The sequence below is a fragment of the Variovorax glucosi genome (assembly GCF_051216695.1).
Taxonomy (GTDB): Bacteria; Pseudomonadota; Gammaproteobacteria; order Burkholderiales; family Burkholderiaceae_C; genus Variovorax.
Genome location: NZ_JBPJZE010000001.1, coordinates 370579 through 397032, shown reverse-complemented (window position 1 = coordinate 397032; position 26454 = coordinate 370579). Strand labels below are relative to the sequence as shown.

At 64.9% G+C, this 26454-nt stretch carries 26 protein-coding genes; 15 read left to right on the top strand and 11 right to left on the bottom strand.

Annotated elements, in window-relative coordinates; all coding sequences use genetic code 11:
* Positions 1 to 3: 3 nt before the first annotated feature.
* The 6 genes from adk to ACSFA3_RS01910 form a co-directional block, all read right to left on the bottom strand.
* The gene (gene adk / locus ACSFA3_RS01935; RefSeq protein ID WP_435503720.1) at positions 4 to 660 is read right to left on the bottom strand and encodes an adenylate kinase; all 657 of its coding nucleotides are present in this window, start codon (positions 658 to 660) and stop codon (positions 4 to 6) included.
* A gap of 118 nt (positions 661 to 778) precedes the next feature.
* Positions 779 to 1570, bottom strand: coding sequence for a 3-deoxy-manno-octulosonate cytidylyltransferase (gene kdsB, locus ACSFA3_RS01930; protein ID WP_435503719.1), 792 nt, complete (start codon positions 1568 to 1570; stop codon positions 779 to 781).
* Positions 1571 to 1753: a Trm112 family protein gene (locus ACSFA3_RS01925; RefSeq protein ID WP_435503718.1), complete on the bottom strand. Its 183-nt coding sequence runs from the start codon at positions 1751 to 1753 to the stop codon at positions 1571 to 1573. It abuts the gene before it with no gap.
* The gene (lpxK, locus tag ACSFA3_RS01920; protein WP_435503717.1) at positions 1734 to 2744 is read right to left on the bottom strand and encodes a tetraacyldisaccharide 4'-kinase; all 1011 of its coding nucleotides are present in this window, start codon (positions 2742 to 2744) and stop codon (positions 1734 to 1736) included. Before lpxK ends, ACSFA3_RS01925 begins: the two co-directional genes overlap by 20 nt.
* 7 nt (positions 2745 to 2751) lie before the next feature.
* A complete protein-coding gene (locus ACSFA3_RS01915; RefSeq protein ID WP_435503716.1) occupies positions 2752 to 3216 on the bottom strand; it encodes an ExbD/TolR family protein in 465 nt (154 codons plus the stop codon).
* A gap of 37 nt (positions 3217 to 3253) precedes the next feature.
* Positions 3254 to 3886 carry a MotA/TolQ/ExbB proton channel family protein gene (locus tag ACSFA3_RS01910; protein WP_435503715.1) on the bottom strand — a complete coding sequence of 211 codons (633 nt, stop codon included), beginning with the start codon at positions 3884 to 3886 and terminating at the stop codon, positions 3254 to 3256.
* A 308-nt stretch (positions 3887 to 4194) separates the two neighbouring features.
* Here ACSFA3_RS01910 and xseA point away from each other — a divergent pair, with 308 nt between their 5' ends.
* The 3 genes from xseA to ACSFA3_RS01895 all read left to right on the top strand — a co-directional run bounded on the left by xseA (position 4195) and on the right by ACSFA3_RS01895 (position 7253).
* Positions 4195 to 5505: an exodeoxyribonuclease VII large subunit gene (xseA, locus tag ACSFA3_RS01905; RefSeq protein ID WP_435503714.1), complete on the top strand. Its 1311-nt coding sequence runs from the start codon at positions 4195 to 4197 to the stop codon at positions 5503 to 5505.
* A gap of 48 nt (positions 5506 to 5553) precedes the next feature.
* Entirely contained in the window at positions 5554 to 6135 is a 582-nt protein-coding gene (locus tag ACSFA3_RS01900; protein ID WP_435503713.1) for a superoxide dismutase, read from the top strand.
* Between the two features lie 74 nt (positions 6136 to 6209).
* Entirely contained in the window at positions 6210 to 7253 is a 1044-nt protein-coding gene (locus ACSFA3_RS01895) for an alpha/beta hydrolase fold domain-containing protein (protein WP_435503712.1), read from the top strand.
* A gap of 42 nt (positions 7254 to 7295) precedes the next feature.
* Here ACSFA3_RS01895 and ACSFA3_RS01890 read toward each other — a convergent pair whose 3' ends face one another.
* A complete protein-coding gene (locus ACSFA3_RS01890) occupies positions 7296 to 7763 on the bottom strand; it encodes a DUF192 domain-containing protein (RefSeq protein ID WP_435503711.1) in 468 nt (155 codons plus the stop codon).
* Between the two features lie 133 nt (positions 7764 to 7896).
* Between ACSFA3_RS01890 and icd the strand changes: the two genes are divergently transcribed.
* Complete coding sequence (gene icd / locus ACSFA3_RS01885) at positions 7897 to 9156, top strand: NADP-dependent isocitrate dehydrogenase (RefSeq protein ID WP_435503710.1); 1260 nt, start codon at positions 7897 to 7899, stop codon at positions 9154 to 9156.
* A 98-nt stretch (positions 9157 to 9254) separates the two neighbouring features.
* On the opposite strand, the gene ACSFA3_RS01880 is transcribed toward icd, so the two are convergent.
* Positions 9255 to 10160, bottom strand: coding sequence for a DMT family transporter (locus ACSFA3_RS01880; protein ID WP_435503709.1), 906 nt, complete (start codon positions 10158 to 10160; stop codon positions 9255 to 9257).
* Positions 10161 to 10240: 80 nt separating this feature from the next.
* Positions 10241 to 10942 carry a helix-turn-helix domain-containing protein gene (locus ACSFA3_RS01875; RefSeq protein ID WP_435503708.1) on the bottom strand — a complete coding sequence of 234 codons (702 nt, stop codon included), beginning with the start codon at positions 10940 to 10942 and terminating at the stop codon, positions 10241 to 10243.
* A gap of 67 nt (positions 10943 to 11009) precedes the next feature.
* On the opposite strand from ACSFA3_RS01875, the gene ACSFA3_RS01870 reads away from it, so the two are divergent.
* The gene (locus ACSFA3_RS01870; protein WP_435504928.1) at positions 11010 to 11807 is read left to right on the top strand and encodes a ParB N-terminal domain-containing protein; all 798 of its coding nucleotides are present in this window, start codon (positions 11010 to 11012) and stop codon (positions 11805 to 11807) included.
* Between the two features lie 24 nt (positions 11808 to 11831).
* Here ACSFA3_RS01870 and ACSFA3_RS01865 read toward each other — a convergent pair whose 3' ends face one another.
* Positions 11832 to 12818, bottom strand: coding sequence for a quinone oxidoreductase family protein (locus ACSFA3_RS01865; protein WP_435503707.1), 987 nt, complete (start codon positions 12816 to 12818; stop codon positions 11832 to 11834).
* Positions 12819 to 12975: 157 nt separating this feature from the next.
* On the opposite strand from ACSFA3_RS01865, the gene ACSFA3_RS01860 reads away from it, so the two are divergent.
* The 6 genes from ACSFA3_RS01860 (at position 12976) to ACSFA3_RS01835 (ending at position 21336) form a co-directional block, all read left to right on the top strand.
* Positions 12976 to 14412: an NAD-dependent succinate-semialdehyde dehydrogenase gene (locus tag ACSFA3_RS01860; protein ID WP_435503706.1), complete on the top strand. Its 1437-nt coding sequence runs from the start codon at positions 12976 to 12978 to the stop codon at positions 14410 to 14412.
* A 36-nt stretch (positions 14413 to 14448) separates the two neighbouring features.
* A complete protein-coding gene (gene clpS / locus ACSFA3_RS01855; RefSeq protein ID WP_435503705.1) occupies positions 14449 to 14808 on the top strand; it encodes an ATP-dependent Clp protease adapter ClpS in 360 nt (119 codons plus the stop codon).
* 96 nt (positions 14809 to 14904) lie between these two features.
* Positions 14905 to 17235, top strand: coding sequence for an ATP-dependent Clp protease ATP-binding subunit ClpA (gene clpA, locus ACSFA3_RS01850; RefSeq protein WP_435503704.1), 2331 nt, complete (start codon positions 14905 to 14907; stop codon positions 17233 to 17235).
* Positions 17236 to 17320: 85 nt separating this feature from the next.
* Positions 17321 to 18769 (top strand): cardiolipin synthase, encoded by a 1449-nt coding sequence (gene cls / locus ACSFA3_RS01845; protein WP_435503703.1) that lies wholly within the window; start codon positions 17321 to 17323, stop codon positions 18767 to 18769.
* 14 nt (positions 18770 to 18783) lie between these two features.
* Complete coding sequence (gene sbcB / locus ACSFA3_RS01840) at positions 18784 to 20238, top strand: exodeoxyribonuclease I (protein ID WP_435503702.1); 1455 nt, start codon at positions 18784 to 18786, stop codon at positions 20236 to 20238.
* A gap of 99 nt (positions 20239 to 20337) precedes the next feature.
* Positions 20338 to 21336, top strand: coding sequence for a tripartite tricarboxylate transporter substrate binding protein (locus ACSFA3_RS01835; RefSeq protein ID WP_435503701.1), 999 nt, complete (start codon positions 20338 to 20340; stop codon positions 21334 to 21336).
* Positions 21337 to 21366: 30 nt separating this feature from the next.
* Here ACSFA3_RS01835 and ACSFA3_RS01830 read toward each other — a convergent pair whose 3' ends face one another.
* Complete coding sequence (locus tag ACSFA3_RS01830; protein WP_435503700.1) at positions 21367 to 22503, bottom strand: iron-containing alcohol dehydrogenase; 1137 nt, start codon at positions 22501 to 22503, stop codon at positions 21367 to 21369.
* Positions 22504 to 22592: 89 nt separating this feature from the next.
* On the opposite strand from ACSFA3_RS01830, the gene ACSFA3_RS01825 reads away from it, so the two are divergent.
* The 4 genes from ACSFA3_RS01825 to ACSFA3_RS01810 are packed head-to-tail and all read left to right on the top strand — an operon-like array spanning position 22593 to position 26406.
* Entirely contained in the window at positions 22593 to 23507 is a 915-nt protein-coding gene (locus tag ACSFA3_RS01825; RefSeq protein ID WP_435504927.1) for an alpha/beta hydrolase, read from the top strand.
* Positions 23504 to 24379, top strand: coding sequence for a YbgC/FadM family acyl-CoA thioesterase (locus tag ACSFA3_RS01820; RefSeq protein WP_435503699.1), 876 nt, complete (start codon positions 23504 to 23506; stop codon positions 24377 to 24379). Before ACSFA3_RS01825 ends, ACSFA3_RS01820 begins: the two co-directional genes overlap by 4 nt.
* A 6-nt stretch (positions 24380 to 24385) precedes the next feature.
* Positions 24386 to 25759, top strand: coding sequence for a cache domain-containing protein (locus ACSFA3_RS01815; RefSeq protein WP_435503698.1), 1374 nt, complete (start codon positions 24386 to 24388; stop codon positions 25757 to 25759).
* A complete protein-coding gene (locus ACSFA3_RS01810; protein WP_435503697.1) occupies positions 25756 to 26406 on the top strand; it encodes a response regulator transcription factor in 651 nt (216 codons plus the stop codon). The genes ACSFA3_RS01815 and ACSFA3_RS01810 overlap by 4 nt, the downstream gene beginning before the upstream one ends.
* Positions 26407 to 26454: the final 48 nt, after the last annotated feature.

Here is a 26454-nt window from a genome sequence, read left to right as displayed (position 1 = left end):
GGATCAGGCGCTGAGCGCTTCGAGTGCCCGCTTCGTGATCTCGTCGACCGAACCCACGCCGCTGATGGCGCGGTACTTCGGCGCTGCATCCGGCTCGGTCTTGGCCCATGCGGCGTAGTAATCCACCAATGGACGCGTCTGCTGGCTGTAGACATCGAGCCGCTTGCGCACGGTTTCTTCCTTGTCGTCGTCTCGCTGCACCAGCGCTTCGCCGGTCAGGTCGTCGACGCCTTCGGCCTTCGGCGGATTGAATGCGATGTGGTAGATCCGGCCCGACGCCGGATGCGAGCGCCGACCGCTCATGCGCTCGATGATGTCGCTGAACGGCACGTCGATTTCAAGGACGTAATCGAGCTTCACGCCGGCCGCACGCAGCGCGTCGGCCTGTGGCAGCGTGCGCGGGAAGCCGTCGAAAAGGAAGCCGCCGGCGCAGTCCGGCAGCGCGATGCGCTCCTTGACCAGATTGATGATGAGATCGTCGCTCACCAGTGCGCCGGAAGCCATGACGGCTTCGGCCTCAAGGCCCAGGGGAGTGCCCGCCTTGACCGCGGCGCGAAGCATGTCGCCGGTCGAGATCTGTGGGATGGAAAACTTGCGGCAGATGAATGCCGCCTGCGTGCCCTTGCCTGCCCCGGGGGCGCCCAACAAAATCAGTCTCATGGTGTCCTCGCACTTTTCTTGAATTTTTTGTCACGCCTTGGGGTCAATGCGCCGGGCGGAATTGCGTCGAGGATAGCATGCGGTTCCGTGCGAAATTCCCCTTGCGGAAGGTCCGGCGTCAGGTGCGGGACAGCAATTCGCGGACCCTGGCCAGGTCGTCCGGCGTGTCGATGCCGGGACCGGGACGCAGCGGGCTCACATGCACCGCGATCCGGTGTCCGTGCCAGAGCGCACGGAGCTGCTCCAGCGCCTCGGTGCTTTCGATCGGAGCCGGCGGCAACGCAGGAAATTCGCGTACGAAACCGGCTCGATAGCCATAGATGCCGATGTGCCGAAGCGCTTCCGGCAACAGCGGAAGCTGGCGCAGCCCGTCGGCTGAAACGCCGCCGTCGCGCCACCACGGAATCGGCGCTCGACTGAAGTACATCGCGTTGCCGCGCGCGTCGAGCACCGCCTTGACGACATTCGGATTCGCGTAATCCTCCGGCGAATCGATGGCGTGTGCCGCAGTGCTCATGGCGGCATCGTCGTGCGCTGCCAGCATGGCCGCGACGGCGTCGATCAGCGCGGGATCGATCAGCGGTTCGTCGCCCTGCACGTTGACCACGATCGTCGCGTCGTCGAGTCCGAGCAGCGTGCACGCCTCGGCCAGCCGGTCGCTGCCGCTGGCATGGTCGGTGCGGGTCAGCAGCGCCTCGACGCCGTGCGCGCTGCAGGCATCGACAATCCTGAGGTCGTCGGCGGCCACCACCACCCGCGAAGCGCTAGATGCGCTGGCCCGTTGCGCGACGCGCACAATCATCGGCAGGCCGGCGATGTCCGCCAGCGGCTTGTCGGGAAGACGGGTGGAGGCGAGTCGGGCGGGTATGAGGACGACGAATTTCGGGGGCGTCGGCACGACGGCGGTCATTCAGATGCCGAGTTCTTCATCGGAAAGTACGCGGGCCTCGTTCTCTAGCAGCACCGGAATGCCGTCGCGCACCGGATAGGCCAGACGCGCGCTGCGCGAAGCCAGTTCCTGTTTTTCGACGTTCCAGGTGAGCGGCCCCTTGGTGACGGGGCAGACGAGCAATTCAAGCAGCTTGGTGTCCATCGAGCGATGATAACTTTGCATCGAGCGCCTCGAAAAAGCGCGGCTCCGGTTCGAACAGCAACGGTATCGCGAGCGCTTCCGGAAAAGAACGCCACAGCTTGACCGCGTCCTTCTCGGTGCAAAGCACCACCGGCGCGACGCCGTCGACAGCTGGCAATGCCTGCCAGTCGCTGAAATCGTGGTGATCGGGCAGCGCGATGGTCCGGGTCAGCCGCAGTCCCCGGCATCGCAGCATCGAAAAGAAGGCCTCCGGCCGGGCGATCGCTGCGACGGCGACCAGTGGCCGGTTACCAGCAACGCCGAGTCCGTCGAGTGCGACGCGTTCGCCGTTTCGACGCAACGCGTAGTCGGCCAGTGCGCGCGTCGCCGCGAATCCGCCGCCGAATGCAGCGCGGGCGCCGGTGTGCAGCACCAGATCGCAGTGGCGCGGCCAGGGCTCGCGCAGCATGCCGGCCGGCAGCAGCCAGCCGTTTCCGATCCCGCGTTCGTCGAACACGCAGATCTCCACGTCGCGCCGCATGGCGAGATGCTGCAATCCGTCGTCGCTGACGATCAGCTGCACGCCGGGATGCCTCGCCAGCAGCGCGCGTGCGGCCTCGATCCGTCTGCTCGCGACGAACACCGGCGCGCCGGTCGCATGGCGCAGCAGCGCCGGCTCGTCGCCGACGTCGCGCGGATCGCTGTCGGCCAGCACTTCGCGACAGTCATGCGTGCGCCGGCCGTAGCCTCGCGAAACGACGCCGACCGAGAACCCGCGCATCTGCAGGTGACGCACGATGGCGATCACCACCGGCGTCTTTCCGGCGCCGCCCGCGACCACGTTGCCGACCACGACGATCGGAACCGGCACCCGGTCGCTCTTCGACCAGCCGGCGGCATAAAGCCAGCGGCGAACGGCGGTCAGGGCGCGATAGATCTGCGAGAGCGGCCAGAGCAATCGCGCTGTCGTTCCGCGACGCAGCCACGCTTCGGGCAATCCGGAGAACGCCAAGACCGGCCTAGCGCCGCGGCGACGGGTTCGACGGGCTGGCCGACGTCGATGGGGACGTGGACGTGGACGTCGACTGCGTCGCGAAGGTGATCTGCGACAGCCCGGCGCGGCGCGCGGCCTCCATCACGGTGATGACCGACTGGTGCGTGCTGTTGGCATCGGCACTGATGATCACCACGCTGTCCTTGCCGTCGACGGCGGCGCCGAGTGCGGCGGCCACGGCATCGACGCTCCGCTCGGTCACGACTGCCCTGTTCACCACATAGCGGCCGTCGGAAGAGATCGACACGATCACTTCCTTCGGACGGTCGCGCTGCGCATCCACGTCGGCGACCGGCAGGCGCAACTGCATCTCCGTGAACTTGCTGTAGGTTGTCGACAGCATCAGGAAGATGAGCACGACCAGCAGCACGTCGATGAACGGGATCAGGTTGATCTCCGGTTCGTCGCGCGAACCGCGCCGGAAGGACATGCGACCGCGCTTCATTGCATCGCTTTCATCGCTTCCGTCACTTCCGGAGGGCGTTCAGGTGACGGGCGAAGCGCTCGCCGGCCAGCTCGAGATTCAGCAGGTACTCGTCGACCCGGGTGCGGAAATAGCGCCAGAAGATCAACGTGGGAATCGCGACGATCAGGCCGAAGGCCGTGTTGTAGAGCGCGATCGAGATGCCGTGCGCAAGCTGTGCCGGATTGCCGGCGCCGGTTGCGTTTCCCGTGGGTGCTTGCGAACCGAAGATCTCGATCATCCCGATGACGGTGCCCAGAAGGCCCAGAAGCGGCGCTGCGGAGGCGATGGTTGCCAGCGCAGGCAGCCACCGCTCGAGGCGATGCGCCACCGCGCGGCCGGCGCCTTCCATCGCGGCATGCAGGTCTTCGTCGCTGCAGCGCGGATCGGCGTTCAGGGCACGAAAGCCGGAGGCCAGCACTTCGCCGAGTGCGGAGTTGTGTTCCAGCTTGGTGACCACGTCCACGCCTGGAATGGCCGTACGGGAGACGGCGATCGCCTCGCCGAGGAGCTTCGGCGGCAGGACGCGATCGGTCCTGAGGCTCACGAAGCGCTCGATGACCAGAGCCACCGCTAGCACCGAACACGCAAGCAACGGCCATATCGGCCAACCCGCTGCAACTATGATTGAAAACACGAAACCTCCCGCCTTGGACCGCTGAGCGAGGCGATTATCACCGAGGCACGAGACCGGTCCGCCGAACACGCAGCGACGCACAGAATCTGTGGATAACTTTGTGAGTAACTACGTTGGGAAGTCGTCCAAACCCGCATGGGCCGTGCCCTGCAACAGTTCGATTGAATTTTGAGCAGCTATTTATTCAATGAAATCAATGGGTTACACGGTAACTCGTGCGTCGAGGGCCGCTTGAACATGCACCAAAGGCATGCACTGCGCGCCTGTGGAAGAGTTTGCTACCACAACCCGCGCGAAGCGCAATCCGCATGAGCGCGCGCCCACCGGTTTCCGTCTCGGGAATGCGCGTCTGGGACGTCGGCGCGCTGTGTCATGCCGTTGCCGAGACGCTCGATGCACGCTTCAATCCAGTGTCGGTCCGCGGCGAGATTTCCGGCTTTTCGCGGGCTGCGAGCGGGCATTGCTATTTCTCGCTGAAGGACGGCAGCGGCCAGTTGCGCTGTGCGATGTTCCGGCGCGCGGCCGGCATGCTGGACTTCTCGCCGCGCGAGGGCGACCAGGTCGAAGTACGCGGTCGCCTGGCCGTGTACGAGCCGCGCGGCGATCTCCAGCTGGTCGTCGAAAGCCTTTCGCGCGCGGGGCAGGGCGCGCTCTTCGAGCAATTCCTGCAACGCAAGGCGCGGCTGGAGGCCGAGGGGCTTTTCGATCCGGCACGCAAACGGTCGCTGCCCGTGATGCCGCGGACCATCGGCGTCGTGACCTCGCTGGGCGCCGCGGCACTGCACGACGTCGCGACCGCCCTGCAGCGCCGCGTTCCGCATCTGTCGGTGGTGCTTGCGCCGTCGGCGGTCCAGGGTGCGAATGCGCCGGCCGAACTGGTCCGCGCGCTCGAATCGCTCTACGCGCTGCAGCCGGCCGTCGACGCAATCCTGCTGGTGCGCGGTGGCGGATCGATCGAAGACCTGTGGGCTTTCAACGACGAGACGCTGGCGCGCGCCATCGCGCGCAGTCCGGTTCCGGTGGTCAGCGGCGTGGGACACGAGACGGATTTCACGATCGCGGATTTCGTCGCCGATCTGCGCGCGCCGACGCCGACCGCCGCGGCCGAGCTGATCGCCGCACCGCGCGATGTCTGGCTCAACGCGCTGTCGCAACTGGAAGACCAGCTGACGGCCGCCATCGGCAGCCGGCTCGACACGCTTTCGCAGCGGCTCGATCTGGCCGCCGGACGTCTAGGCCGGCCATCGAACGCGGTGGCGAGACAGCGGTTGTCGCTTGCGCACGATGCGCAGCGGCTGCGCTATGCCGTCGCTTCCCAGAAAGAACGACTCGCGACGCGGCAGCGCGCAGCCGAGGCTGCGCTTCTGCCGGCATTGGCAGGCTACGTCCGTCAACGCAGCGAACGACTGGATCGCCACGCAGCGCATCTGCGCCTGCTCGATCCCGCGCTGGTGCTGCAGCGCGGTTATGCGTGGCTCACCGATGCGCAGGGCCGTGCCGTCACGAGCGCCCGCCAGGCGACCGAAGGCGATGCGTTGTCAGCGCAACTCGCGGACGGCTCGGTTCCTATGACCGTTTCGGGCTCACCGACACGGCGTCTGCCGACGCGAGTCAAGTAATTACTTCCTAGAATCATTGTTTCCCGCAACCAACCACGAGCATAAAAAATGGAACACGTACTTCCTCCTCTCCCGTACCCGATGGACGCACTGGCCCCTGAATACTCGAAGGAAACCCTCGAGTACCACTACGGCAAGCATCACAACGCGTACGTCGTGAACCTGAACAACCTGCAGAAGGGCACCGAGTTCGAGAGCCTCCCGCTCGAAGACATCATCAAGAAGTCCAGCGGCGGCATCTACAACAATTCGGCCCAGATCTGGAACCACACGTTCTTCTGGAACTGTATGAAGCCGCAGGGCGGCGGTGCACCTTCGGGCGCGCTGGCGGCCGCTATCGATGCCAAGTGGGGCTCGCTGGATGCCTTCAAGGAAGCCTTCACGAAGTCGGCCGTTGGCAACTTCGGTTCCGGCTGGACGTGGCTGGTGAAGAAGGCCGACGGTTCGGTGGACATCGTCAACACCGGCGCCGCCGGCACGCCGCTCACCACCGCCGATGTCGCGCTCCTGACGGTCGACGTCTGGGAGCACGCCTACTACATCGACTACCGCAACCTGCGTCCGAAGTTCGTCGAGACCTTCCTTTCGAAGCTCGTGAACTGGGAATTCGCCGAGAAGAACTTCGGCTGATCGCCGGTCAGCGCGACCAGGCAGGCAATGAAAACCGACCCGCGGGTCGGTTTTTCAATTCAAGGAGCAGACCGATGAAGCTGACAGGATTCCTGCTTGCAGGCATGTCGATGATGGGAATCGCGATGAATGCTGCAGCGCTCGACAGTCCGGCGACCGGCGACGCGGGCTTGCCGGGCTACGCGTCCGGCGCACAGGTCATGCGGGTCGGAACCACACGAGGTCAGATCGACACGATCGGCAACCTGATCTATTCGCAGGTGAAGTCGACGCGTTCCGTGCGCCAGCTTCGGATGACGATCCTGGTGCCCCGGACGGACGACCTGAAGCCGGCCATCGTCTATTTCCCCGGTGGTGGTTTCACCTCGGCCGACCACGAAAAGTTTTCCGAGATGCGCATGGCGCTGGCTCAGGCCGGATTCGTCGTCGCAGCTGCCGAGTACCGGGTCGTGCCGGACCGGTTTCCCGCGCCGGTCGAGGACGGCAAGGCCGCCGTGCGTTATCTGCGCGAACATGCGGCGGAATACGGCATCGACCCGGCGCGGATCGGCGTGCTCGGGGATTCGGCCGGAGGTTATGTCGCGCAGATGCTCGGCACCACCAATGGCGACAAGGTCTTCGACAAGGGACAGTTTCTCGAGAAGTCCTCGGAGGTTCAGGCGGCAGTGACGCTCTACGGGATTTCCGACCTGAGGAGCATCGGCGAAGGTTTCCCGGAAGCAATACGGAAAGTCCATGAGTCACCGGCGGTGACTGAAGCGCTGCTGTTGAACGGCCCCGCCTTCGCGGAATTTCCGGGTGCATCCGTCATGAGCGACCCCGACAAGGCATTCGCGGCCAGTCCGATGGGGCATGTCAAAGGCAAAAAGCCGCCGTTTCTGATCATGCACGGCAGCGCCGACGCGCTCGTGTCGCCGAGGCAGAGTGCGCGGCTCTACGAAGCGCTGAAGGCGGAGGGAAACACGGTCGAGTACGTGCTCGTGGAGGGCGCCGGGCATGGCGATCTCCGCTGGTATCAGGCCCCGGTCGTCGAGCGGGTGGTCAACTGGTTCCGGCAAAGCCTCGGAGAGCCGATCAAGGGCGCAGTCAAGGCTCCAGGGCAAGGCGCCAACCTGTGACGGCGCCTTGAGAAACGGGAGATCGGTAGGGGCTTCGACTTTCTACGGACGCTGCGTCTTGAAGGGCGCTCCGGCGAGCTTCGTGCCCTTCTGAATGTTCTTCTTTGCGAACCAGCCCTGGTTCATCTCCAGAACGTAGCGCACCGGCTCGTCGGAGCAATGCGAATCGAGCGTCTGCGGCTGCATGTCGACCAGGTTGACGATGCGGCCGTCATCAGCGACGAACGCGGCGGTGAGCGGAAGCAGCGTGTTCTTCATCCAGAAACATTGCGTGCGCGGCTGGTCGAAGACGAACAGCATGCCCTCGGCCTGCGGCATCTCCTTGCGGTTCATCAGCCCGATTTGCTGCTGCGGCGACGTGACCGCAACCTGCGCGTCGATCTGGTACATGCCTGCGGACAGCTTGACGCGCTGCAGGTTCATCTGGGCTTCCTGGGCCGAGGCGCCGGCTGCCATCGCGAGGGAGATCGCAAAGGGCAGCGCGACAAGTGTTGCGAAGCGCTTGAACATGAAAACGACTTTCGAAAGAAATGAGGAATATCAACGATTCGATTGACCGAGATTATTGCGATCTAAAATTTCGACGCTTTCCTCGAGCTGAAGGTTCCATTCAGCCTTCACGTCATTCCATAGTCACTCATTCATGTCCAGCTACCAGCACATCAAAGTCCCGACCGAAGGCCAGAAGATCTCGGTGAATGCCGACAATTCGCTCAATGTGCCCGATCAGCCGATCATTCCTTTCATCGAAGGCGACGGAACCGGTGCCGACATCACGCCGGTGATGATCAAGGTAGCGGACGCAGCCGTGGAAAAGGCCTACGGCGGCAAGAGAAAGATCGCATGGATGGAGGTCTATGCCGGCGAGAAGGCGACCAGGATCTACGGCCCCGACGTGTGGCTGCCAGAGGAAACGCTCGAAGCGGTTCGCGACTATGTCGTGTCGATCAAGGGTCCGCTGACGACGCCGGTCGGCGGCGGCATCCGGTCGCTGAACGTCACGCTGCGCCAGCAACTCGACCTCTACGTCTGCCTGCGCCCGATCCGGTACTTCAAGGGCGTGCCTTCGCCGCTGAAGGAACCCGAGAAGACCAACATGGTCATCTTCCGTGAGAATTCGGAAGACATCTATGCAGGCATCGAATTCGAAGCCGAGAGCGACAAGGCCAGGAAGCTCATCAGGTTCCTGCGGGACGAGATGGGCGTCAGCAAGATCCGCTTTCCAGAGACGTCGGGCATCGGCATCAAGCCGGTGTCGCGCGAGGGAACGGAGCGCCTGGTGCGCAAGGCGATCCAGTACGCGATCGACAACGACAAGCCCAGCGTGACCGTCGTGCACAAGGGCAACATCATGAGGTTCACCGAAGGAAGCTTCCGCGACTGGGCCTACGGCCTCGCAGCCAAGGAATTCGGAGCCGAGCTGATCGACGGGGGGCCCTGGATGAAGCTCAAGAACCCCAAGTCCGGCAAGGAAATCACTCTCAAGGACAGCAATACCGACGCGTTCCTGCAGCAGATCCTGATGCGACCGGCCGAATATTCGGTCGTCGCCACGTTGAACCTGAACGGCGACTATGTGTCCGACGCGCTGTCGGCCCAGGTGGGAGGCATCGGCATCGCCCCGGGCGGGAACCTGAGCGACACCGTCGCCATGTTCGAAGCCACCCACGGCACCGCGCCGAAATACGCCGGCAAGGACTATGTGAATCCGGGCTCCGAAATCCTCTCTGCCGAAATGATGCTGCGCCACATGGGCTGGACGGAAGCCGCCGACCTGATCATCAGTTCGATAGAGAAGTCGATTGCGAGCAAGAAGGTGACCTACGACTTCGCTCGCCTGATGGACGGCGCGACGCAGGTGAGTTGCTCGGGCTTCGGTGCCGTGATGATCGCCAATATGTAGGTTTTTTGTTTGGCTTCCACTCGTTGTAGGGAGTAGCAAAAATGCCGGCAAGCGCCACTTTGTCCACCAAGTTCCAGATCTCGATTCGGTAAGGCAACTCACCGACCTCGTCGCGCTTCGATCCAGACCACCAACACCAGCCCGGCCAGCACGCAGGCCAGCCCCGCAAAGGCCATCGCCGTAGGCTGTTCGCGTAGTACCAGGACAGCCAGCGCGAACGCAGTCACCGGTTCTGCAAGAGCGAGGGTGACACCGGTCGCGCCGGAAATCCGCTGGAGCGCGTAGCTGAAGAGCAGGTACGCGATACCTGTCGAAACCAGTCCCAGGTAGACCACGACGAGCCAGTCGGGCAGTGCAGCCGCAAACGGCCCCGACACGAAGAACGCCATCGGCACCGCCACCACAGCGGCTACCGTGAACACCCAGAACGTGACGGTCGGTGGCGGCGCCTCGCTGACGAGCCGCTGGCTCAGGAGCGTGTAGCAGGCGTATGAAAGACCGGCGGCAAGACACAGCGCGATACCGAACCCATCGATCCCCGGCCCCGTGCTACCAGCGTCTGGAGCCGGCATCACCATCAGACAGCCGCCCGTCACAGCCAGGATCGTTCCCAGCCACCATGCGCGCGTCGGCGTCTGCCGGAAGAACAGTGATTGCAGTGCACCCGCCCAGATCGGTCCGCTGCCGATGGCGACCGCGGTGCCGACCGCGACACCCGTCGCTTTCACGCCGGCAAAGAACGTGAGGTTGTACGCGGCGACGCAAAGCCCGGCGAGCGCGATGCGTCCCCATGTAGCGCGCGGCATGCGGAATGCCGAAAGCCGTTGCTTCGTCGACAGAAACAGAAAAGCCGCGAAAAACAAACTGGCCACCGCAAGCCGCAGCGCGCCGACCCAGTACGGCGAAGTCAGTCCCGGCGCCAGGCTCTGCGCGGTCCCGGTGGTACCCCAGAGAGCGGCGGCCGCCAGCGCCATCGCGGCGCCGGTCATCGATGCATTTTTCATGCGGACATCGTCGGGCCGCCAAGGCGTCCGAATGTCGAGCAACGCTCGAACCCGGCTGCGTCGACCGGCGGTCCCGTGGCCTATTGCACGGATCGCAGTTGCCGCGTGCCCGTCTGCCTGTCGCGTCGCAGCGCGAAGGCGAGTGCGCTTGCAGTGCGGTAGCCGGTGTGCAGAGCGGTGGTTTCGAGCGGCATGCCGTTCCGCAGAAAACGTTCGGCTGCATCGAGACGACGTGAGCGGAGAAAGGCCTGCGGCGTCAGGCCGGTCAGTTCGCCCAGACGCGCATGGAATCGTTGTGCGCTCAGGAAAAACAGTCCGGCCATCCGCGCCGTCGGCCAGGATTCGTGCAGCGTGCCGTCGAGCGCGGCGTTCAGGCGCGACAGGTCGATCCCGCGCCGGGAAACGATTGCCGGACTTTCGAGGATCTGCGGCAACAGTGCCGATGCGTCGGCCATCGGATCCGGATGCGTCCCGAGCACGTCGCCCAACCTGCGTTGTGCCGCGGTGACGGCAAATCGACGAATGCGGTCGACGCCGGCCTGATCGGGGGCGTCGATCACCAGCATCCGGGCGTCGCGCGACGCCAGGAAGCCATGGCTGACGCCGGCCGGCACGATCATTCCGCAGGATGTGTCCGCGAAGGCGGACCGGCCGCCGACTTCCAGTTCCATGCGACCCTGCAGCGCGAACATGATCTGCGCGTGGTCGTGCGCATGGCACATCGCCTCGCCGCCGTAGCTGCGGACGCTGCACCGGGCGGACATCGACGGAGGCGAAAACATCCGGCCAGTCTAGCTGTCTAGAATCCCGCCCCTTGCCCATTTGCCCAATCGCCCGCACCCAATGAACATGCCCATCGTCGTCAACGAAGATCTCCAGGCCTACATCGATCCGCTCACGCCAGAGGAAGAGGAGGCGCTGGAGCGCAGCATCCTGACCGAAGGCTGCCGCGATGCGCTGGTGCTGTGGGGCGACGTGCTGGTCGACGGTCACAACCGCTATCGCATCTGCCGGAAGCACGATCTGCCGTATCAGACGGTGCAGAACCCGCGTTTCCGGTCGATCGACGACGTGCATCTCTGGATGATCGACCAGCATCTCGGGCGCCGCAGCGTCTCGGATTTCCAGCGCGGCGTGCTGGCGCTGCGCAAGAAGGAGATCGTGTCGGAGCGATCCGTGACGCTGTCGAAAGACGTTTCGGGCGCACCGTTCGACGGCGGCGTCGAGGTGACGCCGACCGCACCGCTCAACAGCCGCGAGTCGCTGGCGAAAGCCGCTCGTCTCACCAACAGCCAGATCGTGATGATTGAGAAGATCCAGAAGCTTGCGGCGCCGGAAGTCGTTGCGGCGGTGCGCTCCGGCACGATCTCCATCAACGCGGCGGCTGCCGTGTCCAGTCTGCCCGCGGAAGAACAGGTCGCAGCCGCCATTGCCGGAAAGGACGAGCTGAAGCAGGCAGCCAAGCGGGTGAGGGAGTCGAAACGCAAGCCTCGCGACGCTTCGCCGGCCGATGCCGAAGCCGAAGCCGGCGACGACAGCGGCGACGGCGACCCGTCCGGCGTCATCGCCGGATTGCGTCGTCGAGTGGCCGAGCTGGAAGCGGAAAACCAGTCGCTGCGCCGGCAGATCGGCGAGATGCAGGTCTGAACCTGCAGCCCCTGTTGCCTGCGATCAGGGCTGCAGCACGATCGCGCCGGTGAGCGCCCGGCTTTCGGCGGCGCGGTGCGCTTCGGCGACGTCCGCCAGCGCGAAGCGGGCGCCGATGTTCGCGCGAATGGCGCCTTGTTTCATCGCGTCGAACACATCGGCGGCGTTGGCGCGGAAGGTCGTCGGGTCGGCGTTGTGCGGAAAAACCGAAGGCCGGGTCAGGAACAGGCAGCCCTTCTTGTTGAGCAATTCCGGGTCGATGGCGGGCGCAGGCCCGGACGCAGCGCCGTACAGCACGACCAGGCCGAAAGGCGCGCAGCAGTCGAGCGAGCCCATGAAGGTGTGCGCCGCGACCGAGTCGTACACCACTCGCGCCTTGCGCCCGTCCGTCGCCGCGATGACCTGCGCGACCCAATCCGGCTGCGAATAGTCGACGGCGACATCGCAACCGGCCGCTCGCGCCGCCTCGCATTTCGCAGCAGAGCCGGCGGTGCCGATCACGGTTGCGCCGAGCGCTTTCGCCCATCCGCTCAGGATCTGCCCGACGCCGCCTGCCGCCGCATGAACGAGTACGACATCGCCCTGCTGGACTGCGTAGGTGCGCCTGACCAGGTATTGCGCCGTCATGGCCTTGAAGAAAACAGCGGCCGCGTCCTCGTCGGAAATCCCGTCCGGTATCTTCACCAGCTTCGACGCCGGCACGTTGCGCCTGTCCGCATAGGCGCCGACGCCCGCATTCATGTAGACGACACGGTCGCCGACAGCCAGATCCGCGACGCCGTCGCCGATCGATTCCACGACACCCGCGGCCTCGTGACCGAGTCCTGTCGACGTCGGCAACGGGTATTTGCCGGCGCGCTGGTAGATGTCGATGTAGTTGAAACCGACGGCTGTCTGGCGAAGCTGGACCTCGCCGGGGCCCGGTTCCGGCAGTTCGATGGTGCTCAGCCGCATATGCTCCGGGCCGCCGAACTCGGTCATCTGGATGCTGCGTGCCTGCGTCGTTTTCATTTTTCTGGTCTCCGGAATCGTTGGAAGGGTTGTGTCTGGAAGATTGCGCCGCAATTGTGGGCGTGGAAGCGGTTTCAGGCGCCACCTGCGAGGTGGCGTCAGAATCTGTCCTTCAATCTTTCCACCGACCCGTTCGCGACTGCAGGAGCCTCTCTCAATGACCTATCCCGACACCCGACTTTTCATCTCCGGCCAATGGCAGGATGCGGCCGACGGCAAGACGCTTTCGGTGTTCAATCCGTCGACCGGCAAGGAAATCGGCAAGGTGGCGCACGCCGGCATCGCCGACCTGGATCTGGCGCTGGCTGCCGCGCAGAAGGGTTTCGAAGCCTGGCGCGACGTGTCGGCGTTTGAACGCGCGAAAACCATGCGCCGCGCGGCTGCCCTGATGCGCGAGCGCGTCGACGCCATCGCGGAGATGCTGACGCAGGAGCAGGGCAAACCCCTGGCCGAAGCCCGGGTCGAGACGCTTTTCTCGGCGGACATCATCGACTGGTTCGCGGATGAAGGCATGCGCGTGTACGGCCGGATCGTCCCGTCGCGCAGCCTGGCGGCGCGCCAGATGGTGCTGAAAGACCCGGTCGGCCCGGTCGCGGCTTTCACGCCATGGAATTTCCCGATCAGCCAGGTGGTGCGCAAGATGTCGGCCGCGCTGGCGACCGGTTGCTCGATCCTCGTGAAGGCCCCCGAAGAAACGCCGGCCAGCCCGGCCGCGCTGGTTCAGGCTTTTGCCGATGCCGGCGTGCCTGCGGGCGCGATCGGCCTGGTTTACGGCAATCCGGCCGAGATCTCGAACTACCTGATTCCGCATCCGATCATCCGTAAGGTCACGTTCACCGGCTCGACGCCGGTCGGCAAGCAGCTTGCCGCGCTGGCCGGCCAGCACATGAAGCGCGTGACGATGGAACTCGGCGGCCACGCCCCGGTGATCGTCGGCGAGGACGCGGACATCGAGCTGGCGATCAAGTCGGCCGGTGCGGCCAAGTTCCGCAATGCGGGGCAGGTGTGCATCTCGCCGACGCGTTTCCTGGTGCACGAAAGCGTGCGGGCGGAGTTCGCGACCGCGCTGGCGCGGCACGCACAGGGGCTCAAGGTCGGCGACGGCATGGCTTCGGACACGCAGATGGGCCCGCTGGCCAATCCGCGTCGCCTGACCGCGATGGCCGACATCGTGCAGGACGCCGTCAAGCTTGGCGCCAAGGTGGTGGCCGGTGGCGAGCGGATCGGCACTTCGGGCAATTTCTTCGCGCCGACCGTGCTGACCGACGTGCCGCTCGGCGCCAAGGTGGTGAACGACGAGCCGTTCGGCCCGATCGCCGCGATCCGCAGCTTCACGAAGATCGAGGACGCCATCGCCGAAGCCAACCGGCTGCCGTTCGGGCTGGCGGGTTATGCATTCACGCGCTCGCTGAAGGACGCGCACCTGCTGGCCCAGCGCGTCGAAGTCGGCATGCTGTGGATCAACCAGCCCGCCGCGCCGTTCCCTGAAATGCCTTTCGGCGGGATCAAGGATTCCGGCTACGGCTCCGAAGGTGGTCCGGAGGCGCTCGAGGCTTACCTGAACACGCGCTCCGTCGCGATCATGAACGTGTGATCCGCCTGTGCCGATCCGCTCGATAGAATGATTTTCATGGCAACCAGAAACCCTCCGAAAACGCCGACGCCGCCGGCACAGAAGCCGGGGCGCGGCGACGGCGATTCGGTCGTCCTGGAACGACGTCCGCAAAAAACCGCGCCACCGCAAATGTTTCAGGTGGTCATGCTCAATGACGATTACACGCCGATGGAATTCGTCGTCATGGTCATCCAGGAATTTTTCAGCAAGGACCGCGAAAGCGCGACCCAGATCATGCTGAAGATCCACCTCGACGGCCGTGGCGTCTGCGGCGTCTATTCACGCGACATGGCCGCCACAAAGGTCAACCAGGTGATGGAAGCGGCAAATCAGGCCGGTCACCCGCTGCAATGTGTCAGTGAACCAGCCGGGTGATTGCATGAAGCTGTTTAATGGAGCTGTTGATTTCGGCACGCTCCAACCCATCTCAGAAGTTCAGTCGTTATTTACAGCAAGGCAAAAGGAAATCTCATGATTGCCCAGGAACTGGAAGTCAGCTTGCACATGGCCTTCGTCGAGGCCAGGCAACAGCGCCATGAGTTCATCACCGTCGAGCACCTGCTGCTCGCTTTGCTGGACAACCCGAGCGCCGCAGAGGTGCTTCGCGCATGCTCCGCCAATGTCGACGATCTCCGCGCATCGTTGACGAATTTCATCAAGGACAACACGCCGCAGGTGGCCGGTACCGACGATGTCGATACCCAGCCCACCCTCGGATTCCAGCGCGTGATCCAGCGCGCCATCATGCACGTCCAGTCGACGGGCAATGGCAAGAAGGAAGTGACCGGCGCCAACGTGCTGGTCGCGATCTTCGGCGAGAAGGATTCGCACGCGGTCTACTATCTCCACCAGCAGGGCGTCACCCGCCTCGACGTGGTCAATTTCATCGCGCACGGCATCAAGAAGAGCGATCCGCCGGAAGCGGCGAAGGGCTCTTCGGAGTCTTCTTCGAACGAAGGCGAAGAGGGCGGTGGCGGTGGCGAGAAGAACGAGAAGTCTTCGCCGCTGGAGCAGTTCACCCAGAACCTGAACCAGCTGGCAAAGGAAGGCAAGATCGATCCGCTGATCGGCCGCGAATACGAAGTCGAGCGCGTGATCCAGATCCTGTGCCGCCGGCGGAAGAACAATCCGTTGCTGGTCGGCGAGGCCGGCGTCGGCAAGACCGCCATCGCCGAGGGGCTCGCATGGCGCATCACTCAGGGCGACGTGCCCGAGATCCTGGCCGAGGCGATCGTCTATTCGCTCGACATGGGCGCGCTGCTGGCCGGTACCAAGTACCGCGGCGATTTCGAGCAGCGTCTCAAGGGCGTGCTCAAGTCGCTCAAGGACAAGCCGAATGCGGTGCTGTTCATTGATGAGATCCACACGCTGATCGGCGCCGGTGCGGCTTCGGGCGGCACGCTGGATGCGTCCAATCTGCTGAAGCCGGCGCTTTCGAGCGGCCAGTTGAAGTGCATCGGTGCGACCACGTTCACCGAATACCGCGGCATCTTCGAAAAGGATGCGGCCCTGTCGCGTCGTTTCCAGAAGGTCGACGTGGTCGAGCCGACCGTCCAGGAAACCGTCGATATCCTGAAGGGGCTTAAGTCGCGCTTCGAGGAACATCACGGTGTGAAGTACGCGGTCGCCGCGCTCCAGGCCGCGGCCGAGCTCAGCGCCAAGTACATCAACGACCGCCATCTGCCCGACAAGGCGATCGACGTGATCGACGAAGCCGGTGCGGCCCAGCGCATCCTTGCGCCGAACAAGCGCAAGAAGACGATCACCAAGGCGGAAGTCGAGGAAATCGTCGCGAAGATTGCCCGTATTCCGCCGGCCAATGTGTCGAACGACGATCGCGGCAAGCTGCAGACGCTCGAACGCGATCTGAAGAGCGTGGTCTTCGGCCAGGACAAGGCGCTAGAAGTGCTGGCCTCTGCCGTCAAGATGGCGCGCTCGGGTCTGGGCAAGGGCGACAAGCCGATCGGCTCGTTCCTGTTCTCCGGCCCGACCGGTGTCGGCAAGACCGAAGCGGCCAAGCAGCTCGCCTACATCATGGGCATCGAGCTGATGCGCTTCGACATGTCGGAGTACATGGAGCGTCATGCGGTGAGCCGCCTGATCGGCGCGCCTCCGGGCTACGTCGGTTTCGACCAGGGCGGTCTGCTGACCGAAGCCGTCACCAAGAAGCCGCATGCGGTGCTGCTGCTCGACGAAATCGAGAAGGCGCACCCGGACATCTTCAACGTGCTGCTGCAGGTCATGGACCACGGCACGCTGACCGACAACAACGGACGCAAGGCCGACTTCCGCAACGTCATCATCATCATGACGACGAATGCGGGCGCCGAGACCATGAACAAGGCGACCATCGGCTTCACCAACCCGCGTGAAGCGGGCGACGAAATGGCGGACATCAAGCGACTGTTCACGCCCGAGTTCCGCAACCGCCTCGATGCGACGGTGAGCTTCAAGGCGCTGGACGAGACGGTCATCCTGCGGGTGGTCGACAAGTTCCTGCTGCAGCTGGAAACGCAACTCGCCGAGAAGAAGGTCGATGTGACCTTCACCGACGCGCTGCGCAAGCATCTGGCGAAGAAGGGCTTCGACCCGCTGATGGGCGCGCGTCCGATGCAGCGCCTGATCCAGGACACGATCCGTCGCGCGCTGGCCGACGAACTGCTGTTCGGTCGTCTGCAGGACGGCGGTCGCCTCACGGTGGACCTGGACGACAAGGACGAAGTGCAGCTGGACATCCAGCCGCTGCCGAAGAAGGAAGGCCGCGGCGCCAAGCCCGAGGCCGAGGAAACCGCAACGGGTTGATCCTCGGGGCTGTCCGAAAAGACCGGTAGCATTCCAGCTGCCGGTTTTTTTTCGTCCGTCCGTTTCCGAACCTCAACTGTCTCCCTTGGTCATCCCCGAACTCAGCGCCGAGTGGCGCACCGGTCTTTCGCTTGCCTGGAGCGGCTACATGGCCGTGCTGTCGGTCTGGATCGTGATGCAGAAGCGGGCGCCGCTTTCGACGATGAGCTGGATCCTGTCGCTGGCGCTGCTGCCGTTCGCCGGCTTCCTGATCTATTACTTCCTCGGACCCCAGCGGCTCAAGAAGCAGCGGTTGAAGCGGCTGCGCAGCCGGGCGATCGCTCAGTCACCGGGAGAAACCGCGAGGTTGCGCGAGGCGTCGAACGACGCTCCGCCGGCGTTGCGCCAGCTCGCGGCGCTCGGAACCGCGTCCTGCGGCATTCCTGTCTCGAGCGTCGTGTCGGCGGAACTGCTTTCCGGCGGTGCGCGGACCTTCGACGCGATCTTCGAGGCAGTCCGCAATGCGCGCGACCACGTTCATCTCGAGTACTACATCTTCGAGCCCGACAAGATCGGCACCGCACTGCGCGACCTGCTGATCGAGCGTGCGCAGCAGGGCGTCACCGTGCGACTGCTGCTGGATGCGCTCGGCTCGAAAAGCGTCGGCCGCACTTTCATGGCGCCGATGCACGACGCCGGAATCCACGTTGCGCTGTTCCACGACACGCGCATCGGGCGGCGGCTGCGCCCCGTCATCAATTACCGCACGCACCGGAAGATCGTGGTGTGCGACGGACGCGTCGGCTTCACCGGCGGCGTCAACATCACCGATGAGGAGGACCGCCGCACGCGCCCGGATGCGTACCACGACGTGCATATTCGCCTGGAAGGCAGCGCGGTGCGCTGGCTGCAGACGACTTTTCTCGAAGACTGGAGCTATGCGACCGGCGAAAGCATCCGGCACATGGTCGACGAGTCGATCGACCGGATGATGCCGCGCATCGACGGCGGCCAGATCGCAGCGCAGATCGTGACCAGCGGACCCGATTCGCCGCTGGAAGCCATCCATCGCATGCACGTCGCCGCCATCCACTCGGCCGACCGGCGCGCCTGGCTGACCACGCCGTACTTCGTGCCCGGCGAGCCCGCGCTGATGGCGCTGACCAGCGCTGCGCTCCGCGGTGTCGACGTGCGCCTGCTGGTGCCGCGCCGCAGCGATTCGGCCGTGGTCAGCGCGGCGGCGCGCTCCTATTACGACGAGCTGATCGCGGCCGGCGTCAAGATCTGGGAATACAAGGCGCGCATGCTGCATTCGAAGACGCTGGTGGTCGACGACCAGTGCGCGATGATCGGCACCGCCAATTTCGACAATCGCAGCTTCCGGCTCAACTTCGAGGTGATGGCAGTGGTTTACGGTCCCGCTCTGGCGCATCAGCTGAGCGACCAGTTCGAGACCGATCTGCGCAGCGCATCGCCCGTGAGGCCGCACCGCAAACAGAGCTTTCCGCGCCGTTTCGGCGACTCGCTGGCACGACTTTTTTCTCCCTTGCTCTAGGTTCAGACACTTTGATGCCCGCCCACACCTTTCTCTGGCACGACTACGAAACATTCGGCGCGGTCCCGCGCCGCGACCGGCCGTGCCAGTTCGCGGCCATCCGCACCGATGCCGAGCTGAACGAAATCGGCGAGCCGTCGATGCTCTACTGCAAGCCGGCGCCGGACTATCTTCCCAGCCCGGAAGCCTGCCTGATCACCGGCATCACGCCGCAGCTCGCACTCGAGCGCGGCGTGCCCGAGCATGAGTTCGCAGCCGTCATTGAGAAGATGTTCTCGCAGCCGGGCACCATCGGCGTCGGCTACAACACGATCCGCTTCGACGATGAAGTCACGCGTTTTCTGCTGTGGCGCAATCTGGCCGATCCTTATGCGCGCGAGTGGCAGAACGACTGCGGGCGCTGGGACCTGCTCGACGTCGTGCGGCTCACTTACGCGCTGCGGCCCGACGGTATCCAGTGGCCGACGAAGGAAGACGGCAAGCCGAGTTTCAAGCTCGGCGACCTGGCGCGCGCCAACGGGCTGCTGCATGAGTCTGCGCACGATGCGCTGTCGGACGTGCGGGCGACCATCGCGCTGGCACGGCTGATACGCAACGCGCAGCCGCGCCTTTTCGATTTCGCGTTCGGCCTGCATCGCAAGGACCGCGTGGCGTCCGAGCTCGGTCTTCCGGCGACGCGTGAAACCGCACGGCCGTTCCTGCACGTCTCGGGAATGTTCGCGGCCGAGCGCGGCTGCCTGGCCGTGATGTGGCCGCTGGCCAGTCATCCGACGAACAGGAACGAGATCATTGCCTGGGACCTGGCGCACGATCCTTCGGAACTGCGCGATCTCGATGTCGCGACGCTGCGCGAACGCATCTTCACGCGCAGCGCCGAGTTGCCGGAGGGTGTGACGCGGTTGCCGGTCAAGGGAATTCACCTGAACAAATCTCCGATGGTGGTCGGCAATCTGAAGACGCTTTCGCCGGTCATGGCGGCGCGTTGGGGCATCGACATGGATGCCGCCATGCGCAATGCCGAAATCGCCGCCGGCCTGCCCGACATGAGCGCGATCTGGCCGCAGGTCTACGAGCGGCCGGAGCGCTCAAAAGACAGTGCCGCCCCGGATGTGGACGAGGACCTGTACGGCGGTTTCGTCGGGAATTCGGACCGGCGCCGGCTGAACGATCTGCGTGAACTGTCGCCGGAATCTCTGGCGACGGCGCGTACCGGGTTCGACGATCCGCGACTGGAGGAACTGCTGTTTCGCTACCGCGCGCGCAATTTTCCGGACACCTTGCAGCTGGAAGAAGCCGAGCGCTGGGAGGCGTATCGCGCAGCGAAATTGTTGGAAGGCGAGGGTGGCGCCCGTAACGTCGACCAGTTCTTCGCCGAGATCGATGCGCTGGCCGAGACGGCCGACGAGAAGGCCGAGGAGATCCTTGGCGCGTTGTACGAGTACGCGGAAGCGATCGCGCCGACCGACTGAGCCGCGCGTGTCGCTCACTTGACCGTGGCGGGGGGCAAACCCCGACGGGTCTGCCGCTGGATGGCTTCGAGAATGAATGCCCCCATTCCGAGGCACTTCATGTTCCAAGCACCGCCCAGCCGCCGCCGTTTTCATCTCGCAACCGCTTCCGTCGCCGCTCTGGCCGTTGCTTCGCTGGCAGTGCCTTCCTGGGCGCAGTCCGGCTGGCCAAGCAAGCCGATCCGCATCGTCGTGCCGTACACGCCGGGCGGTTTTACCGACCAGATGGCGCGGCTGGTGCAGATCGGGCTGCAGCAGCGGCTCGGCCAGCCGGTGGTCATCGACAACAAGCCCGGTGCCAACAGCCTGATCGGCGTCGATGCGGTAGCCAAGGCCGCGCCGGACGGCTACACCTTTGGCGTGGTGATTGCGGCCTATTCGGCGAACACCACGCTGTACCCCAAACTGCCTTACGACCCGGCGAAGGACCTGATCGGCGTTTCGCTGATGGGCATCTCGCCACTGTTGGCCGCCGTGAACAACGACGCTCCCTTCAAGACCGGCAAGGAACTGATCGCCTATGCGAAGGCCAATCCCGGCAAGCTCAGTTTCGGCTCGTCCGGCAACGGATCGGCCGCGCACCTGACCAGCGAACTCTGGAAATCGCTGACGCAGACCTATATGACCCACATTCCGTACCGCGGCGCGGTGCCAGCGCTGACCGACCTGATGGGCGGTCAGATACAGCTCTTCCTCGACGCGCCGACCGGGCTCATCAACCAGGCGAAGGCCGGCAAGATCCGGCTGATCGGCGTGGCGGGGGACAAGCGACTGCCGGCCGTGCCCGACGTACCAACCTTCATCGAACAGGGTTTTGCGGGGTTCACCGGCAGTACCTGGGCCGGGATGATCGCGCCGGCCGGCACGCCGCCGGACATCGTCAGGCGCATGTCCGACGAAGTGGCTCGCATAATCAAGAGAGATGAAACGCGTGCAAAACTGGATGCGATGGGCACCTTCCCGGTCGGCAGCACGCCGCAGGAATTCGATGCATTCATCGCCGCCGAGACGAAGAAGTGGGCGGCGGTGATAAAGACCGCCGGCGTCAAAGCCGAATAGATAACCAGCATGCGCCGGCCCGCGCGACGGTTACAGCGACGACTCCAGCATCTGCCAGTAATCGTCCCGCGTTGCGAGTCGCGGGTTGGTCTTGTGGCAGTGGTCGGCCATCGCGCCGTCGATCACCTGCTCGAATATCTCCGGCGTTACGCCGACTTCCGCGAGACCGCCCGGCAAGCCCAGCCGCCCGGCCATGTCGCGGATCGCCTCGCCGACATCGCCGGCCGAATCGAGATTCATTGCGCGCGCCATGCGTTCGAGGCGACGGTCTTTCTGCACCGATTCCGCACCGGCGTTGAAGCGGATCACCGCAGGCAGGAACAGCGCGTTGAGCGTGCCGTGGTGGAGGCGCGGGTCCACGCCGCCCAGGCTGTGGCTCAGCGAATGCACGCAGCCCAGTCCTTTCTGGAACGCCATCGCGCCCTGCATCGACGCGCTCATGAGGTTCAGTCGGGCGTCGCGGTCGCTGCCGTCGTTCGTCGCGCGTTCGATGTGGCCCCACGCGCGCTCCAGCCCGTCGAGCGCGATGCCGTCGGCCGGCGGATTGAAAGCGGCCGACATGAAGGTTTCCATGCAGTGCGCGATGGCGTCCATGCCGGTCGCGGCGGTGAGCCTGGGCGGCAGGCCGAGCGTGAGTTCGGGGTCGCAGATGGCGGCCTTGGGCATGATGAACCAGCTGTGGAAACCGAGCTTGCGATGGTCGTCCACGATGATGATCGCGCCGCGCGCCACCTCGCTGCCGGTGCCGCTGGTGGTGGGAACGGCGATCAGCGGAACGACGTTCTCGGTGATCTTCGGCGAGCCGCCTTCGATGGTGGCGTAGGTCTTGAGCGGGCCTTCGTGCGTCGCCGCGATCGCCACGCCCTTGGCGCAGTCGATCGCCGAGCCACCGCCGACTGCGATCAGCCCGTCGCAGCGTCCGTGTCTGTACGCCTCGACGGCAGCACGTACCGAGGCTTCGGTCGGATTGGACGGCGTGCCGTCGAATACCGTCACCGCCATGTCGCCGAGCGCATCGAGCGCCTTCTGCAACACGCCTGCCGCGCGCACGCCGGCATCGGTGACGATCATGGGGCGGTCGACGCCGATACGCGCGCATTCGCTGGCAAGCAGGCGGATCGCGCCGAATTCGAACTGGATCTGGGTCAGGTACTGTATGAGGGCCATAGTGGAGAATCTAACAACAGGAACGCCGCTTGCCCACGAATAAAACCCTTGCCGCTGTCCCTCCCGGCACAGCGGCACTGACCCCGCGCATGGCCGATGTCGTCGAAAGGATGACGCGTGCGAGGCATCCGGCGCTGAATACGCTGACGGCCGACGAAGCCAGGGCGTCTTACGAAAAAGGCGCCGGCGTGCTCGAAGTGCTGAAGCCGGCGCTCGCGAGGATCGAGGATTTCACGATTCCAGCCCGCGACGGCCATGTACTGCCTGCGAGGCTTTACGCACCGTCCGATGCCGTGCTTCCGGTGCTGCTGTACTTCCACGGCGGCGGCTTCACCATCGGCAGCATCGCGACGCACGACACGCTGTGCCGTGTCCTTGCCAGCCGTAGCGGTTGCGCCGTGATATCGCTCGACTACCGCCTTGCGCCCGCGCACAAGTTCCCGACCGCTTCCGACGACGCCTGGGATGCGCTGCAGTTCGTGGCGCGCGAGGCGAAATCGCTGGGGCTCGACGGCAGCCGGATCGCCGTCGGCGGCGACAGCGCGGGCGGCACGCTGGCCGCGGTCTGCGCGGTGATGGCACGCGATGCGGGCATTCCGATCGCGCTGCAGATGCTGTTCTATCCCGGCACCACCGCGCATCAGGACACACCTTCTCACGCCCGTTATGCCTGCGGACCGCTGCTCGACGAGCCTTTGATCAGCTGGTTCTTCAATCAATACGTTCGCACGCGAGCCGATCGCAACGACTGGCGCTTTGCGCCGCTCAACGCCGACGACGTCGAAGGCGTGGCGCCCGCGTGGATCGGGCTGGCCGAGGCCGATCCGCTGCTCGACGAAGGCATCGCCTACGCCGACAAGCTGCGCGCTGCCGGAGTGCCGGTCGATCTGGAGATCTACCGAGGCGTGATCCACGAATTCATCAAGATGGGTCGCGCCATACCCGAGGCACTGCAGGCGCATGCCGACGCGGCGCGCGCGATACGGGAGGCATTGCAGCCATGAACGAAACAGATTTGAACAGAAGCAATTACCGTTTTTTCCATCGCCTGCGCGTGCGCTGGGCGGAGATCGACGCGCAGAGGATCGTCTTCAACGCGCATTACCTGATGTACTTCGACACCGCGATCTCCGATTACTGGCGTGCGCTGGCCTTGCCGTACGAGGAATCGATGCGGGCGATGGAGGGCGATCTGTATGTCAAGAAGGCGTCGATCGAATTTCACGCGTCGGCGCGCATGGACGATGTGATCGACGTTGGTATGCGGTGCCGCCGCATCGGCAACTCGTCCATCGTGTTCGACGGTTCGCTGTTCCGCGGCGACGAAAAGATGGTGGATTGCGAGCTGGTCTACGTCTTCGCCGATCCGGCGACCCAGACTTCGAAACCGGTGCCGCCGGCGTTCCGCGCGATGCTCGAAGGCTATGAAGCAGGAGCGTCGATGCACACCGTCGTCACCGGCGATTGGCAGCAGCTCGGTCGTGAAGCCGGTTCCGTGCGGCGTGCGGTCTTCGTCAAGGAGCAGCGCATTCCCGAAGAGCTGGAATGGGACGAATTCGACGCCACCGCGCTGCATGCGGTTGCGCGCAACGGCCTGGGTCGGGTCGTCGGCACGGCGAGGCTGGTGGCAGGCGGGCCGAAGCTCGGGCGCATCGGACGGATGGCGGTGCATCGGGTGCTGCGCGGCGGCGGAATCGGCGCGGATGTGCTGCGGGCGCTTGAAGACGCGGCGCGTGCGCGCGGCGATTCGGACGTGATGCTGCATGCGCAACGCAGCGCCGAATCGTTCTATCGTCGCGCCGGCTATGTGCCGCACGGCGAACCGTTCGACGAGGCTGGCATCGCGCACATCGAAATGCGCAAGTCGCTGGCCTGAGCCTCGATGCGGCTGCGCACCCGGATCGTCACGCTGGCCGTGGTGCCGCTCGTCGTCGCGCTGTTGCTGGTGGCGGCGGCGGTCCATCACCAGGAGCGCGATCTGGCTGGGCGCGAGCGTGCGCTGGTCGAACACAGTCTGCTGGCGCAGCGGCGGTCGGAATTGCGCAGTTACGTCGAACTGGCCGTCAGCACGGTTCGCCCGCTGTACGACACCGGTCGCGACGACGAGCAGACGCGCGGGGAAGCGCTGCGTCGCCTAGCCGCGCTGGACTACGGCAACGACGGCTACTTCTTCGTCTACGACATGCAGGGCCGATCGCTGATGCACTCGCGCCAGCATGACCTGGAAGGCCGGAACCTGTGGGAGATGCGCGATTCGCGGGGCAGGGCGACGATCCAGGATCTGATCGGCCAGGCGCAGGCCCAGACCGGTTCCGGCGGCTTCGTCGAATATGAATGGCGCAAGCCGTCGAGCGCTCAGCTGGCACCCAAGCTCGGCTACGTGACCTCGTTGCCGCGCTGGAACTGGATGCTCGGCACCGGCCTGTACCTCGACGATGTCGAGACCGCGATGCAGACGCTGCAGCGGCAGGTGAGCGACAACGTCACGACGACGATGCTGTGGATCGCGGCCATCGCAGCCGGATGCATCGGCGTGGTCAGCGCGGGCGGGTTGCTGCTGAATCTGAGCGAGCATCGCGTGGCAGAAGCAAAGCTGCGGCTGCTGGCGCGGCAGGTCGTGCAATCGCAGGAAGACGAGCGCGGCCATCTGGCGCGCGAGCTGCACGACGGCATCAGCCAGACGCTGGTTTCTGCCAAGCTGCTGATCGAGTCGGCGGTCGACAGCATCGAGCGCTCGCAGCAGCAGCCGGCGCCGCAGTCGATGGCGAAGGCGCTGCTGCGGCTGAACGATTCGTTGTCGGAAGTGCGGCGCATATCGCACCGGCTGCGGCCGGCGCTGCTGGACACGCTGGGTTTGCCGGCTGCGCTGGAGCATCTGGGCACCGAATTCGGCGAAGCGGGTTCGCCGGAGGTCGAAGTGAGGATCGAAGGCACGCCCATCGAATTGCCGCAGGAAGTGAATACGGCGCTTTTCCGGGTCGCGCAGGAGGCGCTGACCAACGTGCACAAGCATGCGCAGGCGCGGCACGTGAGGCTGACGCTGGCTTTCCATCGCGCGCACGTACAGCTCGAAGTGCGCGACGACGGCGTCGGATTCGACGAGGTCGCGCTCAACCTCGATCCGCGTCGCGGCATCGGTCTGCGCAACATGCGCGAACGGATGGGCGCGATCGGCTGCACGCTCGACGTGCACTCCGACACCGGCGGCACGCGCATCGTCGCGATGGCCCCGGTCACAATCGTGCGGATCGCATGAATTCCGTGACAGAGCTGGCTCCGCCCATCCGCCTTTTCCTCGTCGACGACCATCCGCTGGTCCGTGATGGCCTGCGCGCGCGGATCGGCGGACTGGCCGGGATCGACATCGTCGGCGAGGCCGGTTCGGCGCATGAGGCGCTCGAGCTGATCGAATCGGTGCGACCGGGCCTCGTCCTGACCGATGTCGGAATGAAGGACATGAACGGCATCGAGCTGGCCGGCGTCCTGCTGGCGCGCGACCCGGCGCTGCACATCGTGATGCTCAGCATGTACGACAACCCCGAGTACGTTCAGCGCTCGCTGCAGGCCGGCGCGCGCGGCTATGTGCTCAAGGACGCGCCGGCTGCGGAGATCGTTGCTGCGATCCATGCGGTAACGGCAGGCGGAACCTTCCTGAGCCCGGCGGTTTCGCAGAGGCTCTTCCGCAGCCAGACGCCGAAGCCGACGTTGACGCCGCGCGAAAGCGAAATTCTCACGGCGCTGGGCCGGGGCGAATCCAGCAAGCAGATCGCGCGCAGCTTCGACCTGAGCGTGCGCACCGTCGAGGCGCATCGGCAGAGCATCAAACGGCGACTCTGCATCGACGGGCAGGCCGAGCTGATCAAGTACGCGGTGGAGCACGCGCGACAGTTCGGCGGCAGCTGAAAGTGGCACAGCTTCTGTAGCGCTTTCGGGTTATCCCTTACGCAACAC